The sequence below is a fragment of the Arcicella sp. BE140 genome (assembly GCF_031456255.1).
GTDB classification, from domain to species: Bacteria; Bacteroidota; Bacteroidia; order Cytophagales; family Spirosomataceae; genus Arcicella; species Arcicella aquatica.
The window spans coordinates 380,244-394,723 of the sequence record NZ_JAVDUE010000002.1 but is presented as its reverse complement, the minus strand read 5'-3'; the positions used below and the strand labels follow the sequence as shown (position 1 = coordinate 394,723).

General features: G+C 34.1%; 17 protein-coding genes and 1 tRNA gene. 5 read left to right on the top strand and 13 right to left on the bottom strand.

The genetic code is table 11. From position 1 onward, the window contains the following. Window positions 1–8: 8 nt before the first annotated feature. Window positions 9–752, top strand: a complete 744-nt coding sequence (locus J2Y60_RS04990; protein ID WP_309914168.1) for a GLPGLI family protein — start codon at window positions 9–11, stop codon at window positions 750–752. Between the two features lie 105 nt (window positions 753–857). On the opposite strand, the gene J2Y60_RS04985 is transcribed toward J2Y60_RS04990, so the two are convergent. Genes J2Y60_RS04985 through J2Y60_RS04975 form a run of 3 tightly spaced genes read right to left on the bottom strand, consistent with a single transcriptional unit; the run spans window position 858 to window position 3,439 of the window. Further along, entirely contained in the window at window positions 858–1,850 is a 993-nt protein-coding gene (locus tag J2Y60_RS04985; RefSeq protein ID WP_309914165.1) for an MlaD family protein, read from the bottom strand. Between the two features lie 2 nt (window positions 1,851–1,852). Continuing rightward, window positions 1,853–2,623, bottom strand: a complete 771-nt coding sequence (locus tag J2Y60_RS04980) for an ATP-binding cassette domain-containing protein (protein WP_309914162.1) — start codon at window positions 2,621–2,623, stop codon at window positions 1,853–1,855. Window positions 2,624–2,629: 6 nt separating this feature from the next. Continuing rightward, window positions 2,630–3,439, bottom strand: coding sequence for an ABC transporter permease (locus tag J2Y60_RS04975; RefSeq protein ID WP_309958996.1), 810 nt, complete (start codon window positions 3,437–3,439; stop codon window positions 2,630–2,632). A 211-nt stretch (window positions 3,440–3,650) separates the two neighbouring features. On the opposite strand from J2Y60_RS04975, the gene J2Y60_RS04970 reads away from it, so the two are divergent. Then, complete coding sequence (locus J2Y60_RS04970) at window positions 3,651–4,256, top strand: 2,3-bisphosphoglycerate-dependent phosphoglycerate mutase (RefSeq protein ID WP_309914156.1); 606 nt, start codon at window positions 3,651–3,653, stop codon at window positions 4,254–4,256. 6 nt (window positions 4,257–4,262) lie between these two features. Here the strand turns inward: J2Y60_RS04970 and J2Y60_RS04965 are convergent, their stop codons facing one another. From J2Y60_RS04965 to rho, 9 genes are all read right to left on the bottom strand, one after another. Then, the gene (locus tag J2Y60_RS04965; protein ID WP_309914153.1) at window positions 4,263–4,709 is read right to left on the bottom strand and encodes a PA2169 family four-helix-bundle protein; all 447 of its coding nucleotides are present in this window, start codon (window positions 4,707–4,709) and stop codon (window positions 4,263–4,265) included. 126 nt (window positions 4,710–4,835) lie between these two features. Then, the gene (locus J2Y60_RS04960; RefSeq protein ID WP_309914150.1) at window positions 4,836–5,162 is read right to left on the bottom strand and encodes a hypothetical protein; all 327 of its coding nucleotides are present in this window, start codon (window positions 5,160–5,162) and stop codon (window positions 4,836–4,838) included. Between the two features lie 152 nt (window positions 5,163–5,314). Next, window positions 5,315–6,421: a hypothetical protein gene (locus J2Y60_RS04955; protein ID WP_309914147.1), complete on the bottom strand. Its 1,107-nt coding sequence runs from the start codon at window positions 6,419–6,421 to the stop codon at window positions 5,315–5,317. A 4-nt stretch (window positions 6,422–6,425) separates the two neighbouring features. After that, window positions 6,426–7,511: an SPFH domain-containing protein gene (locus tag J2Y60_RS04950; protein ID WP_309914144.1), complete on the bottom strand. Its 1,086-nt coding sequence runs from the start codon at window positions 7,509–7,511 to the stop codon at window positions 6,426–6,428. Window positions 7,512–7,728: 217 nt separating this feature from the next. Beyond that, the gene (locus J2Y60_RS04945) at window positions 7,729–8,151 is read right to left on the bottom strand and encodes a DUF6896 domain-containing protein (RefSeq protein WP_409014212.1); all 423 of its coding nucleotides are present in this window, start codon (window positions 8,149–8,151) and stop codon (window positions 7,729–7,731) included. 192 nt (window positions 8,152–8,343) lie between these two features. After that, the gene (locus tag J2Y60_RS04940) at window positions 8,344–8,595 is read right to left on the bottom strand and encodes a hypothetical protein (RefSeq protein ID WP_309914137.1); all 252 of its coding nucleotides are present in this window, start codon (window positions 8,593–8,595) and stop codon (window positions 8,344–8,346) included. 138 nt (window positions 8,596–8,733) lie between these two features. Continuing rightward, window positions 8,734–9,126 (bottom strand): hypothetical protein, encoded by a 393-nt coding sequence (locus J2Y60_RS04935; protein WP_309914134.1) that lies wholly within the window; start codon window positions 9,124–9,126, stop codon window positions 8,734–8,736. A gap of 306 nt (window positions 9,127–9,432) precedes the next feature. Next, window positions 9,433–9,522, bottom strand: a tRNA-Pro gene (locus J2Y60_RS04930). Between the two features lie 63 nt (window positions 9,523–9,585). After that, a complete protein-coding gene (gene rho / locus J2Y60_RS04925) occupies window positions 9,586–11,304 on the bottom strand; it encodes a transcription termination factor Rho (RefSeq protein WP_309914130.1) in 1,719 nt (572 codons plus the stop codon). Window positions 11,305–11,772: 468 nt separating this feature from the next. Between rho and J2Y60_RS04920 the strand changes: the two genes are divergently transcribed. The 3 genes from J2Y60_RS04920 to J2Y60_RS04910 all read left to right on the top strand — a co-directional run bounded on the left by J2Y60_RS04920 (window position 11,773) and on the right by J2Y60_RS04910 (window position 14,005). Further along, a complete protein-coding gene (locus J2Y60_RS04920; protein WP_309994555.1) occupies window positions 11,773–12,021 on the top strand; it encodes a hypothetical protein in 249 nt (82 codons plus the stop codon). Window positions 12,022–12,122: 101 nt separating this feature from the next. Further along, window positions 12,123–13,184, top strand: coding sequence for an NAD-dependent epimerase/dehydratase family protein (locus J2Y60_RS04915; protein WP_309914124.1), 1,062 nt, complete (start codon window positions 12,123–12,125; stop codon window positions 13,182–13,184). A gap of 86 nt (window positions 13,185–13,270) precedes the next feature. Continuing rightward, window positions 13,271–14,005 carry a glycosyltransferase family 2 protein gene (locus J2Y60_RS04910; protein ID WP_309914121.1) on the top strand — a complete coding sequence of 245 codons (735 nt, stop codon included), beginning with the start codon at window positions 13,271–13,273 and terminating at the stop codon, window positions 14,003–14,005. Here J2Y60_RS04910 and J2Y60_RS04905 read toward each other — a convergent pair whose 3' ends face one another. After that, a complete protein-coding gene (locus J2Y60_RS04905) occupies window positions 14,006–14,449 on the bottom strand; it encodes a small multi-drug export protein (protein ID WP_309914118.1) in 444 nt (147 codons plus the stop codon). Between the last annotated feature and the right edge of the window lie 31 nt (window positions 14,450–14,480).

Sequence of the window (14,480 nt, the reverse complement as noted above, 5' to 3'; positions counted from 1 at the left end):
CTTGAAATATGAAAAAACTATTAATTATAGCACTTATTTTATCGTCCGTTCAGCTTTTTGCACAAACCAATGAGGGCATCGTTCATTATACTCGTACAACTTATTGGACAAAAATGAACAACCAATTGAGTTATCTGAGTAAGCAAGAAAAAGAGAGAATGACTTATATGTTTGCTGGAAAAGATGATTGGAAGGTTTATACTACTTTATACTTTAATGAAAACGAAAGTAGGTATATTGACTCTGACGAAAAACCTGAAGAAGACGAAGGCTATGCAGGTAGAAAAGAAGAATTTAGTGTGAATAGAAATTTTGCAAAAAATACGATGACAGATGTTTTTGAAATGTTGGGCAAAACGTATATCATCGAAGATTCTTTGCAAATGCCTAATTGGAAAATCTTGAACGATATTAAAGAAGTAGCAGGGCATATTTGTATGAAAGCGATGATTGAAGACCCTATTAAAAACCAAAAAATCATTGCTTGGTTTGCACAAGATATTCCTATAAATGCTGGGCCGGAAAGACTTTGGGGATTACCCGGATTGATTCTTGAATTAGATATCAACGATGGTACTGTGACGATAATCGCTTCAAAAATTGAATTTAAGAAATTAAATCAAGAGTTGGCTTTGCCTAAGAAATTAAAAGGCAAGAAAATAACTGAAGCTGAATATAAAGATATGCAGATAAAGTTTATCAAAGAGAAAATCAAAGAAGAACGAAATCCTTTTTGGTTCCTTAGATATTAGTGTAAATTTTTATTCCTTATCACTAGTGAGGGACTTAAGTCCCTCACTAGTGATAAGGAATATTTTTTTGGAAATGCTATTCTTGAAACTTTAATACTAACGATTTCAGTCAGCTTTATTTTTCTCTTTCTCCTTTTTCTTGAAAAAGCCTCTGAATAAGAAATTATGCTGAATCGCTTCAAGGTCTTCATCTAGTTTCTTACTACCAGTCTCTAAGTTCTTCAAGGTCATTTTTATTGATGTGGCCGATGCCGAATCATTCAACAATACTCCTACTGTATTATCTTTTCTATTCATTTTCTCGCTCACCATTCTTAGGTTGGCTGTAAACTTATTCACTGAAGCTGATGCACTTTGTAACTGCGTAACGGTACCTACAATTCTATTATACACTAGTGTATCACTAGCAAAATCATTAATGGAATTGCCGGGGCGATTAATTTTACCAGAGAACTCTTCAAAATTCTTCATAGTCGTCATACTATTCTCTGAAACAGTTTTAAGATTACTAGCCATTTCTTGCAGATGCCCTACGGTTTTGTTCAGATTTACAGCAAAGCTAGGGTCGTTTAATAAACTGCCTAAACTACCTTTCCCTGAATTCATTTTGCCACTAATACTCTTGAAGTCGTTAGTAATAGCAAGCAAGTTTTTATTATTTGCTTGTAGCGTTGCTAACATATCATCAGTACTGATGCCATCCTCTACTTTTAGTAAATCATCTTTTTGTACTGGTGGATAAGCGGGCGTACCACCATAGATAACTACTATTTTATTACCAATGAAGCCATCTGAACCAATTTTAGCTTTGGCATCTTTACGGATATGGCTCTCAGCATCTTTTTCTATGTTCATTGTAACTTCTACTTGAGAGTTACCATAAAACCCAATTTTCTTTACCGTTCCTACTTTTACACCCGAAAACCAGATGTTAGCACCAACTGATAAACCACCCACATCGTTAAAAATAGCCTTTACTGTGAATGATTTCACAAAGGTTTCTTTTTGTCCGCCTATGGTAAACAGGGTAAGGAATAGAATTACTATCCCCAAAAGGATGAAGATTCCAACAACTACGGGGCGATTATTTTTTACCATTTTCATTTATCGTTAATAAAATTATAGTCATAAAAACTTCTCAGGCTCTCATCATCTGAGCTAAAAACTTCTTTGAAAGTACCAATTTTGGGAAATTTACCATTCTGTAACATCGTCACTTTATTGGCAGTAGTTTTAGCACAAGTAAGGTCATGAGTAATGATTATTGAACTGGTTTTATATTCTTGCTGTACTTTTACAATTAAGTTATTAATTTCAATAGAGGTAATGGGGTCTAGGCCAGAGGTAGGTTCATCATACAACATAATCTCTGGCTTCAAAATGAGTGTCCGTGCAATACCAATACGCTTTCTTTGTCCTCCAGATAGTTCAGAGGGCATCTGATTGATAGTTTGAGACAACCCTACTTCGTGCAATACTTCTTCAATGGCGTTGTTTACTTCGCTTTTACTCAAGTCACGCTTATTTCTTACCAGTGGGAACTCTAAGTTCGCTCTTACGCTCATACTATCATATAAAGCACTATTCTGAAAAGAAAAGCCTATTTTCATCCTCAGTTCCTGCAAGGCTTCAAGACTAAGTTTATCTATTTCCTGTCCCAGTACCTTTACAGTACCCGAGTCTGGTTTTAATAAGCCAGATATTATTTTGATTAATACCGATTTTCCAGTTCCCGAACGCCCCAATACAGCTACGTTTTCACCTCTATAAATGGTCAAATCAATACCATCAAGCACTTTTAGCGTATCAAAAGATTTTTTCAAATTCTTGATATCAATCACGATTTCGTTATCTATGGTCTTATCTTTCATTCCTTTTTACCTAATAGCATTCACAAATTGTACAATAACCATTTCTTCTACAAAAATTAAAAACATGGATATTACTACTGCCGTATTAGCAGCTTTGCCCACGCCTTGCGTACCGTTTTCTGCATGATAACCTTGATAACAACCCGCTACGCCAATGGTAAAGCCATAACAAATGGCTTTGAAAATAGAAGCATAAATATCTAAAAAGGTGATGTTAGCAAAAGCACTTTTAAAAAAAGCAACAAAACTGGTTAGCTCGGTTTTGTGGATATTTAAATAAGAGCCCATCATGCCTACAAAACCTGTGTATAAAACCAAAATAGGAATCATGATTGTAACGGCTGTAATACGGGTTACTACCAAATATTTGAATGGATTGGTAGCTGATACTTCCATCGCATCAATTTGTTCGGTTACTTTCATTGAGCCTAATTCGGCTCCCATGTTAGAACCCACCTTGCCTGCCGCAATTAAAGACGTAACTAATGGTGCCAAGGCTTTGACGATAGCAATAGATATTAGCGACGGTAGCCACGAGGTAGCGCCAAAGTTTGCCAATGATGGGCGAGACTGCTTGGTGAATACGATTCCCGTAATAAAACCTGTTAAAGAAATTAAGGCTAATGACTTATAACCAACCAAATAGCATTGATTGATGATTTCCTTGAATTCAAAAGGAGCTGAAAAAGCTTCTCTGAAAAATCTGAGAATAAACGTATAGACATTGTATAAATCTATAAAAAAAGCATCTATCTTTTTTGAGATAACGTATTTTTTCCCTACTTCAACTTTTGACATTTCTGAATCTGTTTTCATAAAATCTCATTCCCTATACCAAAGGGCTTTAAACGGTATATAACTTTGTTAATGAAAGTAGTTAGGAAAGAATATGGTTCAAAAGCATTTCACCATTACAAACGCTTATTTTCTTTGTAATTGTTATACTATTCAGACCATCCTCGAATAAGCTATGCATTAATATCGTTATGTTATTAAACTTACTTTTCAGTACTGATAAAATAAACAGATGACGATATTAACATTGATACGGCACGGACAATCGTCCTATAATCTAGAAAATCGTTTCACTGGAAATGTAGACGTAGCATTGACTCCTTTAGGAGAACAAGAAGCTTTGTCGGCAGGGAAAAAGATTAAAGCAATCAACTATGATATTGCTTATACCTCAATGTTGAAACGTGCTCAGAAATCTTTAGCAATTATTCTACAAGAAATTCATCAAAAAACTATGCCAGTTGTTAGAAATGGCGCTTTGGATGAACGGAAGTATGGAGATTTGCAAGGACTGAATAAGGAAGAAACAGCCAAAAAGTATGGAGAAGAACAAGTATTGATTTGGCGAAGAAGCTTTGCAGTTCGTCCACCCGGAGGAGAGAGTCTGGAAGATACTTATAACAGAACTGTTCCCTATTATCAGTCAGAGATAGAACCAAAGCTGAAAAATGGTGAGAACGTGCTGATAGTAGCACATGGGAATAGTTTGCGAGCCTTAATGATGTATTTAGAAAAAATTGATAATGAGGCAATCTCGAAAGTAAATATTCCAACAGGTACTCCAAGGAATTATACATTTGATGGGCAACTGAATATCCTGAAAGTTGAATATTTATGAGGTATATTATTTACTTAGTTGGCTCTTTACCTGATGATAATCATTTTCAATAAAAGATAACTGCGTAGTAATCATAACGACGTATTTATCCTCAAGGATTTCCAGATGGTCGTCTAGTACTTTTTTGTATATTATTAGAGCGATCTTTTCGCCAAAAACACACGACCTTAGAATAGATTTATTAGCATGATTTGTAAGCCATGTCTTGATTCCCATCCAAACTCTTAGGAACTTAAAAGCCGTTTTAGTTCCTTTTATAGGTTCGCCTCCTAATTGTTCTACTTCATGAATAAGAACTTTGTTATTTGTTTTACTTGTTTGTATGCAATGAGTAAACAAGGTTTTTAAGGATGTATCCAAGGTTTCTTTAAAGGCAGTTTCATAACCTACTATGCGATCATTATTTACTTGAATAAGTTTATTGAGGGAGTCAATCTTTTTTGCCTTTTCCAATGTATGTGCGGAGAAATAATGGAGATTTGTTTTAATCAGACTTCATCACATTTAGTACGAAGGATATTAAAAAATTTGAGGTGTGAATTAGTCAACGCATTTGCTAGCTCACACCTCAATAAATAATTAAAGTAAAAGAATCAACAATAAAACAATAATGATAATTGCACCTGCTGAAAGGTAAACGCCTCCGCCTACTTCTTTCATAGATTTTTTGATAGAACGAACTTCTTGTCGTAAGGCTTTCTTTTCAGCCGAACTCATGTTCGATTTATCCATTGCTTTTATTTCTTCTAGCCTATTCATCATAGACTTTACCTCGGCATTCACCTCGGGAGATGCTGCTTTTTCTGTTTTTACTTTTTCTAGTTCAGAGGTCTCTGCTTGTACCGAAACAGGCACCACGAGCATGAATAACACTGTGATTAAGAGATATTTTTTTAGTTTTTTCATCTTTGTTATTTTTTAAAGTACTTGGTTTATAATATGTATTCGACTTTATAAATACCAAATTGTCATGCCAGACCAAGTAAAAACTCAGATGATTTACTGTTTTTTTAAATATTTTTTAAAAATAAGAAGGTTTCTAACACTAACACCTATTATTACCTTTGATAATTGTTAAAATAGAATATTAGCGACGCTATCACAGCGATAACCGCAAGCACAGCAAAAGTTATTTTTATCCAGCTATAAGGGCGCTCACCCTGCACTTCGCCAGTTCGTGCATTTACTAAAAACTGATACAGTTTGTTATTGTATTTGTAAACACTAACATACACAGGGAATAATAAATGTTTAAAAGTAATGTTTTTGTAGCTAGTATTTTTATTATTGATTCTTTGTTCGTCTCCTCCAATATCTCTTCTAATAACCTCCCTGATTCTTTCCTCAGTCATATTTTTAGCGACTTCAAATCCTTCTTTAAGGTCAATTTGATATTTTTCAGTTATAAATCCACTCAAATAACTTTTATCAAAAGGCACTAAATTTTCCATGTCCCAAGGTTCAAGTTGAAGGATGTAAGCAGGTGGAAGTGATTTAGTGGCTGGCACTAATAAATCATCAAAGGAGACTTGAACATTACCGCTTACATAATACCATCGTGTTTTACGAACTTGGCGAGTTTGTGTAACTGATTTGCCATTTTCTGTAACAGTATACATTTCTGTTTCGTAGTAATAGATACCCTGCTCGCCAGTATAGCTAGTGTAGGTGTAAGTATCATACGTCCAATAGGGCAAATAAATCCCTTTAAAGTTATCAATACTAAGTACTTTCTTTAAGTCGCTTGGCGCAAACCAACGACTATTAAGCCATTTTTTAAACTCATCTTTGGCGTGGCCTATATCAAGCTTAAAAGGAAGTAATGATTTGGGCTGAATAACATTTTCAGTAAAAGCATTTTTGATAATTAACGGAGTTGAACAATAAGGGCAACTAGCAGAACTTAAGTCACTTATTGTTGATGTAGCGTTACAACTTTCGCATGTTACAAAATGTTCAGTAATAGTTTTATTAGAAGCACTATTATTAAGAAACTCAACATAATCAAGTTCTTCAATAGGGTCATCTTTTCTTATAATTTCATTTTCAAAGCCACAATACTCACAACTAAGCAACTGTGTACCAGGTTCGTATTTTAAGTAAGCACCACAGCCAGTACAAGCAAACTTTACGCCTTCACTCGGTTTGTTTTCTGTATTTTCCATTTTACTACTCTGGTATCGGTGGCGGAACTAATTCAAATAGATGTTTTAATTCAGGTAATGTACCTGCCTTAGTCCAGTTAGCCATGCCTGCATACCATACGAGCGTCTCTTTTGTAAATACATTTTGAACAGCCATTTGCTTTAAAATATCTATTTCAAATGGTCCAGATTGTTGTCCGTTTATGACTGTATAATATGTTAAAGCGGGTGGTATGGGTGGTGGGGTTTGAGCAGTTGATTGGTTTTGTGAGCTTTGTTGAAAAACATGGTTCATCATTCCTGCCACAGCAAAACCTATTCCTGCCCCTGCTGTTCCATCATTTTCGGCAGCCCCTTCTATGGCCTTAGCCATTTTCATTTTGGTAAGTTTATCTAAATCAATCGCATTCAGACGGCTATATTCAAATATTTCTTCTTTAACTTTATCAGGCATTGAAACATTTTCAATGACAAATTTGGTTAACTCAATGCCGTACTCTTCAAACTCTCCACGGATAGTATCATGAACTAATTTTGAAACTTCATTGATATTTGATGCATAATTTTCAACCGGTAAATTTGCTTGGCCTACTGCATCAGTAAAACGTGCCACAATCATGCTTTTTAATTGTTCCGCAATTTTATCGGTTGTAAAATAACCATCTGTCCCAACAATTTCCTTCATAAAAATTGTCGCATCTTTTATTCGGATTACATACGTTCCAAAAGCACGTATTTCAATCATTCCAAAACGGTTATCATGAAGTGTAATAGCATTCTTTGTCCCCCATTTTTGATCAGTAATATTACGCGTACTAACAAAATAAACTTCAGCTTTAAAAGGACTATCAAACCCATACTTCCAGCCTTCTAACGTTGAAAGAATAGGGAGGTTTGCGGTACTTAATGTATGTGTACCAGGGGTAAAAACGTCAGCTATGTTTCCCTCTTTGATAAATACAGCTACCTGACTTTCACGGACGATTAGTTTAGCGCCGTTCTTAATTTCGTTTTGGTAACGGTCAAAACGATATACCAATGTATTATTAGATTCGTCAATCCATTCAATAATGTCAATAAATTCATTCCTTAATTTGTCAAATAGTCCCATTTTGTTTGTAGTGTTTTAAATTATCGTTACTCATTTTAGCCACGAGGCAAGAACTATACGTTTTGATTGATAAATTTAATATCGTATAGGCAACATAATTTATAAAAAAGGTTTGAAAATTCCATGCAGTTAAAACAAAAAGCCTGATAATGCTACCATTGCTTGGCATAGTTTAACTACGCTAAGCAGGAGTTTAATACATTAAAAGACTTATTTGTTATACATTAGCTAATGTATAGTCATAATTATCAATACCAGAATTTTTATTTCTCAATATGATTCCAGAAGATTCGAGTTCAAGAAGGGATTTTAGGAAAATATATTTATATTTTAAATCAGATTTTAGTGCTGCATTATTTATTACAAAGCTAAATAGTCTATTTACTTCAAAACCAATATAAATAAAATCTTTAGTAACACTATCAAATTCATAGTCAAAATCAAGGATACTAATAGAGTCTTTTTCAAACCTACATCCATTACCATGAAAACTAAATGCAATTATTTCATTTTCAGATTCAAACGAACCAGAAGTTGGAATAAGTCCTTTTCTCTTAGCCAATAATGGAGACTCTTTAACATTAAACTTCTGTTTAAGTAAATCATTGAAATTATTTACAGTTGCCTCATACTCTAAAATTAAGTTAAGTTATAGAGCATTGATGAGTTTGTCATTTTATAGAAGGAACTTTTAACTATTTAATTATATAGTCTAAATCTTTAGCTTCGGAACAAATCGATGAGCATGGATATTTGTTTTATTATTGATTTTCTCAAGTAGCAACACTAATAAAAAACTAAACTATCATCAATTCCATTTCCTGTTTCGTTTTCAATATATATACTTACCAATTTCTTTATCATCTGCGTATAGTTTTAGACTTACTTCCAATAAATAATTATAAGAAATGTTTTTATGAAATACAATTTTAATATTATTTTCTATTAATAATATAGACTCCAAGTGCACACTAACTTCTCCTTTTAAGAATCCATTGTCCTCATTACTAATACATTCTTTATAACTTTGCTTTGCGTTATGATATAATAAAGCTAGATATTGTTCATTAACTTCAATATTCATTTCTGGTATTTTAGTGTCTCCTTATTTTATCAAAAAGGATGTTACTATTGTCTAAGAGGTTGCTCTAAATTCTAGTATCTTACCTTTGTCTAATATTTTTATTTTATAATGTCCAAATCAATCATATTAATTTGGATATTATGATGTTGCCAATATTTCATCATACTTTAATTGCATATTGATAATCCTATCTTCTGAAATCCAACTACTCTTACCTATTACATAGCCGCCTGCAACAATAAAATATACATTATCAGATGATTTAATTTCAAATACTTTATAACCTAAACGTTCTTTGTAATGTTGAAATCTATCGGGTATGTTAATCACCACTTCATGTAAAGTAATATTTGGCAGAAAATGAGGAATATCTATATATGCGACCGCAAAAAATTCTATATCAATATTAAAACTCGTGTTTTCCGACCATCCTTCTTCATCTTCAAATTTTATCTCACTCCTCAAAATTAGTGTAGAGTGACTAACAGTATATGCCCAAATCTTAAAGCTTCTGTTACTTAGTATATTCATTTTTGTTAGTTTTTATCGATTTAGAACAACATTATACAACTGATATTCTACTCGTTATGCTTGATTTATTTTTAAAGGCGAATTAAACAATAAATTAATAAAAATTTCAATCTGCTTATACTCCATTTACATTATTTTAGAGGGAGCGACAAGGCATAATCTAACATATATTTTTTTCAAGTTACATACTCTACGTATCGCTAGCCGTTCTATTCTAAGAATACTTAAAATGCAGAGGTAGTTAAAATAAAGCAAAGGCAATAAAAAAGGACAAAGCTGAATAAATCAACTTTGTCCTTTTTTATGTCGGGATGACAGGATTTGAACGGCAACGGCCGACCGTCTGCGATCACACGCCCCCCAGAAGTGTACGCTACCAGACTGCGCAACATCCCGATTTTGAGGATGCAAATCTAAAATTCTGTTTTTATTTTTTCAAATTTATGCCCCCAAAAATCATTATCTATTCATGGAAACCAAAAACTCTTCGTTGGTTCTAGTGCCTTTCATTTGTTGTTGTAAAAACTCCATTGCCTCTACAGAATTCATGTCGCTCATGTGTTTTCTCAGAATCCATACTCTTTGAAGGGTTTCTTTATCCATCAACAAGTCTTCACGACGAGTACCCGAAGCGGTAACATCAATGGCTGGATACATTCTACGGTTAGACAACTTACGGTCTAGCTGTAATTCCATATTACCAGTACCTTTGAATTCTTCAAAAATTACTTCGTCCATTTTAGAACCCGTATCAATCAGTGCTGTAGCGATAATTGTTAAGGAACCACCGTTTTCTACATTTCTGGCTGCACCAAAAAAACGTTTTGGTTTGTGCAATGCGTTAGCATCAACACCACCTGATAAAATTTTTCCTGATGAAGGAACGACTGTATTATACGCACGTGCTAAACGAGTGATAGAATCTAGCAGAATTACTACATCGTGTCCACATTCAACCATACGTTTTGCTTTCTCTAAAACAATGCTTGCTACTTTTACGTGGCGTTCGGCTTGCTCATCAAAGGTTGATGATATTACTTCTGCCCTAACGCTACGTTGCATATCTGTAACCTCTTCTGGACGTTCGTCTATCAACAAAATCAATAAATAAACTTCTGGGTGGTTTTTAGAAATAGCATTCGCAATTTCTTTCAACAATACCGTTTTACCTGTCTTAGGTTGGGCTACAATCATCCCACGTTGACCTTTACCAATTGGGGCAAATAAGTCCAGAATACGGGTTGAATATTGGTCTGGGCGCGAAGAAAGCTTTAATTTTTCTTCTGGGAAAAGAGGTGTTAAATATTCAAAAGGAATTCTATCTCTGATTTCTTCAGTAGTTTTTCCGTTGACAGATTCTACTCTCAAAAGGGCAAAATACTTTTCTCCTTCTTTCGGTGGGCGAATCGAACCACGAACGGTATCCCCTGTTTTTAAACCAAATAGTTTGATTTGTGAAGGAGAAACATAAATATCATCTGGCGAAGCTAGGTAGTTATAGTCTGCTGAACGTAGGAAACCATATCCTCCATCTTGCATAATTTCAAGTACGCCTTCATTTTCAATGATGCCATCAAACTCACGAATGGCTTGATTATAGATTGGTTTTTTGAAATTCCCGTTATTGTTCTGACGAGTCACTTCATTGCTCCGCACTTCCTGTTCTTGTGGTAAACCACCCGTTGGCTCATCAGGGGTAATAAATGATGTATCAATAGCAAATTCTTCTTCTACTTCAATGGGGAAATCTACGATTGGATCTTCATCAAATTCATAAGCTATTTCTGTTACTACCTCAGGTTTAACTTTTATTTCTTTAACTTCTTTTGTCGGTTTTACCTTAGGTTGTTCTATAGGGTTTGGTTTGGGTGTTGCATTTTTAGCACTCACTACTGGATTTTCAGCATCTTCTTTAGAAATACGCTGTCTTTTAGGACGAGGACTATCTGAAGCTGCTCCGGAATCTTTCCTCACTTTTCGTTCTGTTTTATTATCGTCTTGCATAGTATCTTTGCTGGAAGGTTTGCGGTTTTTTGTGGGCATTACCGCTTGTTTATCAAGAATTTTGTAGATGAGTTCTTTTTTTGGAAGGTCATTAACATTAGAAATGGCATATTCTTTGGCAAGCTCATGAAGCTCAGATATAAGCATCATGTCTAATTCTTCAATTTTGTACATAAGGGTTAATGAATAGACTATCTACAATCAAAGTCTTTCTAAATTGTGGTTAAAAAATATTAATAAAAAACATCTTAAAAAAGATTGTCAACTTTAAAGTCAAATTTGGGAAATATTAGAATGATGTGGATGTATGATGTTAAGTATTTAATAATCAAAATCTTAACGGAAGAAACACACAGGATTGTGAATTGTTCTGCAATGATAGTTCCATTATTTTAAATAATCAAATATTTTTGCTTATTTTTTATTACATTTTTTTTAACATTCTCATAATCAGCACCCTCATTGGGCTATTATATTTTCAAAGACTAAACAGATATCCCTATTTTAGGATTTATCTTTTACCAAGATTAAAATTAAAAATTCATAGAATATTATTAAAAAGGGTTAAACTTTATGATAAACTTTTTTAATTGGGAATCCCCTGTTATTTTTGTGTCATCAAACCAGAATATCACGGAAAAAATGAATCGCAAAAATATTTTAGCTATCGCCAGTATCGCTTTGTTAGCCATCGCTTGTGACTATCAAAAAAATAATACCATCAAACAAGCAGACGTTCATGAAGGAGATGAATATGTGTATGGTGTACATCCAGATTCTGCTGCTCGTCAGACAAAAAATAAATATACAGCAAAGCCAGAAAACGAAGTAAGAGCAATCAAAATTCGTGAAAAACTATTCAATGATAGTACGAATGCTCAAGGTAATTAATCTTGACTTCTTGGATATAATTTCTACCTAATATCACATCTCAAAAGCGTTGCAATTAAGATTGTGACGCTTTTCGTATTTCTTAACTTTGAACCAATATAATGAACATAGCTCTTGTAACAGGCTCTGCTGGATTAATAGGCAGTGAGGCAGTCGCTTTCTTTTCTGACAAATTTGATTTAGTAATAGGTATTGATAATAATATGCGTCAGTACTTCTTTGGTAACGAAGCTTCTACTGCTTGGAATCGTAATCGTTTGGAAGAACAATATTCTAATTACAAACATTATCAAGCTGATATTCGTGAGGTTTCTCAATTAGAAGTAATCTTTAAAGAATACGGTACTGATATCAAGTGTGTGTTACATACAGCTGCACAACCATCGCACGACTGGGCGGCCAAAGAACCTTTCACAGACTTTTCAGTGAATGCTAACGGTACATTAAATATGTTGGAAATGACACGTTTACATGCGCCAGATGCTGTCTTTATCTTTACGTCAACGAATAAGGTTTATGGTGATAATCCAAATTATTTACCATTAATCGAAACCGAAACACGTTATGAGATTGACGCGAGTCACCCTTATTTTGAAAACGGTATCGACGAAAATCATAGCATCGACCATACCAAACACTCATTATTTGGCGCTTCTAAAGTAGCAGCCGACGTTTTGGTGCAGGAATATGGTCGTTATTTCGGCATGAAAACGGGTATTTTCCGTGGCGGTTGTTTAACAGGTCCAAACCATTCAGGTACAGCCCTACATGGTTTCTTGTCTTATCTGATGAAATGTGCCATTACTGGTAATCACTACACCATCTTTGGCTATAAAGGCAAGCAAGTACGTGACAATATTCACTCTTATGATTTAGTGAATATGTTCTGGAATTTCTATCAAAACCCGCGTGCTGGTGAAGTGTATAATGCTGGTGGTGGACGATTCGCCAACTGCTCAATGCTTGAGGCAATCGCTATTTGCGAGGAAATGACGGGCAAAAAAATGAGCTTTAGTTATTCTGAAACGAATAGAATCGGTGACCATATTTGGTACGTTTCTGACCTTTCTAAATTCAAGTCTCATTATCCAAACTGGAATTGGACTTTCGGATTAAACGAAACTTTACAACAAATTCATGATGGTATTGCATCTCGTTTATAAGAGATGTAACACTTTTGATTTCGCTTTAAAATATTTAATTAAAAGATGAATCCGTTTGCTATCAAACGGATTCATTGTTGATAGCAATGAAACTTAGTGTAGTAATCCCAGCTTATAACGAAGAAGAGTCAATTCCTGAAACGTTGAGGTCATTATATCATACCCTTCAAAAAAATGGCATTGAGCATGAAATTTGTGTAACAAACGATAATTCAAAAGACCATACGGAGGCTGTTCTGCAAGCACTTCAAAAGGAAATTCCTACATTAGTTTATTATACTAACAAAGGCCCTAACGGCTTTGGCTATGCTGTTAGATATGGCCTTGAACGTTTTACTGGCGACTGCGTAGCGGTAATGATGGCTGATATGTCTGACGACCCCAACGATTTGGTAAAGTATTACAACACCATGCTTGAAAAAGACGTTGATGCCGTTTTTGGAAGCCGTTTTATGAAAGGTGGAAAAATAATTGATTACCCACCTCTGAAACTTTATATCAATAGAGTAGCCAATCTAATCATTCGTTTTTTAGTAGGTATCAAATACAATGATACCACCAATGCCTTCAAATTATACAAAAGAGAAACCATTGAAGGTATCAAACCATTCATATCTCCACACTTTAATTTAACAGTAGAATTACCCCTAAAAGCCTATGTTAGAGGTTATTCTTTTGCCATTGTTCCTAATAGTTGGACTAATAGAAAATATGGAGAATCAAAACTAAAAATCAAAGAAATGGGAAGCAGATATTTCTTTATCTTGCTTTATTGTATGATTGAAAAGTTCTTTTCGCGTGGAGATTATAAGAAGAAATAATCAAACAAATAGTGATTTCAACCACGTAATCTGGAAAATTAGATAACTAAAAATAATACCCCAAGATACCGCAAAAAGCAACATTGTAAAGAAAATCTTGCTGAAGGGTACTTTAAAAGATAAAGCTAAAAGTGTTCCACCAATTGGTGTAAAAAATAATGGAGTAAAACAAGCAATACCCCAAATGCCTAGTTTTTTCCAGATTTTAACAGCAAATCTTGTCCTTTTTGAAAACAATTTAGGCTTTGATTTCCGATATTTACCTATTAAAGCTTGAATTCTTTTTCCTAAAAAAGTGATTAAGGTTACAGTTGTCATCATACCAATGATACAACAAATAGCTGTTTCCCACCAAGTCAATCCCAATAAAATTCCAGCGATAGGACCATTAAAAAATTTAATGGCTGTTGCAAGCATTACGGTAAAATATTTTCCAAATGTCATAATTATGTGTTAGCAGTTGTAAGTCAAGTAT

Bases quoted from the DNA above. Each gene is read 5' to 3' on its own strand.
- J2Y60_RS04960 (WP_309914150.1), bottom strand. From the start codon at position 5,162: ATGAAAAAACTAAAAAAATATCTCTTAATCACAGTGTTATTCATGCTC.
- J2Y60_RS04950 (WP_309914144.1), bottom strand. From the start codon at position 7,511: ATGGGACTATTTGACAAATTAAGGAATGAATTTATTGACATTATTGAA.
- J2Y60_RS04910 (WP_309914121.1), top strand. From the start codon at position 13,271: ATGAAACTTAGTGTAGTAATCCCAGCTTATAACGAAGAAGAGTCAATT.
- J2Y60_RS04935 (WP_309914134.1), bottom strand. From the start codon at position 9,126: ATGAATATACTAAGTAACAGAAGCTTTAAGATTTGGGCATATACTGTT.
- rho (WP_309914130.1), bottom strand. From the start codon at position 11,304: ATGTACAAAATTGAAGAATTAGACATGATGCTTATATCTGAGCTTCAT.
- J2Y60_RS04940 (WP_309914137.1), bottom strand. From the start codon at position 8,595: ATGAATATTGAAGTTAATGAACAATATCTAGCTTTATTATATCATAAC.
- J2Y60_RS04905 (WP_309914118.1), bottom strand. From the start codon at position 14,449: ATGACATTTGGAAAATATTTTACCGTAATGCTTGCAACAGCCATTAAA.
- J2Y60_RS04990 (WP_309914168.1), top strand. From the start codon at position 9: ATGAAAAAACTATTAATTATAGCACTTATTTTATCGTCCGTTCAGCTT.
- J2Y60_RS04985 (WP_309914165.1), bottom strand. From the start codon at position 1,850: ATGGTAAAAAATAATCGCCCCGTAGTTGTTGGAATCTTCATCCTTTTG.
- J2Y60_RS04920 (WP_309994555.1), top strand. From the start codon at position 11,773: ATGAATCGCAAAAATATTTTAGCTATCGCCAGTATCGCTTTGTTAGCC.
- J2Y60_RS04955 (WP_309914147.1), bottom strand. From the start codon at position 6,421: ATGGAAAATACAGAAAACAAACCGAGTGAAGGCGTAAAGTTTGCTTGT.
- J2Y60_RS04970 (WP_309914156.1), top strand. From the start codon at position 3,651: ATGACGATATTAACATTGATACGGCACGGACAATCGTCCTATAATCTA.
- J2Y60_RS04980 (WP_309914162.1), bottom strand. From the start codon at position 2,623: ATGAAAGATAAGACCATAGATAACGAAATCGTGATTGATATCAAGAAT.
- J2Y60_RS04975 (WP_309958996.1), bottom strand. From the start codon at position 3,439: ATGAAAACAGATTCAGAAATGTCAAAAGTTGAAGTAGGGAAAAAATAC.
- J2Y60_RS04915 (WP_309914124.1), top strand. From the start codon at position 12,123: ATGAACATAGCTCTTGTAACAGGCTCTGCTGGATTAATAGGCAGTGAG.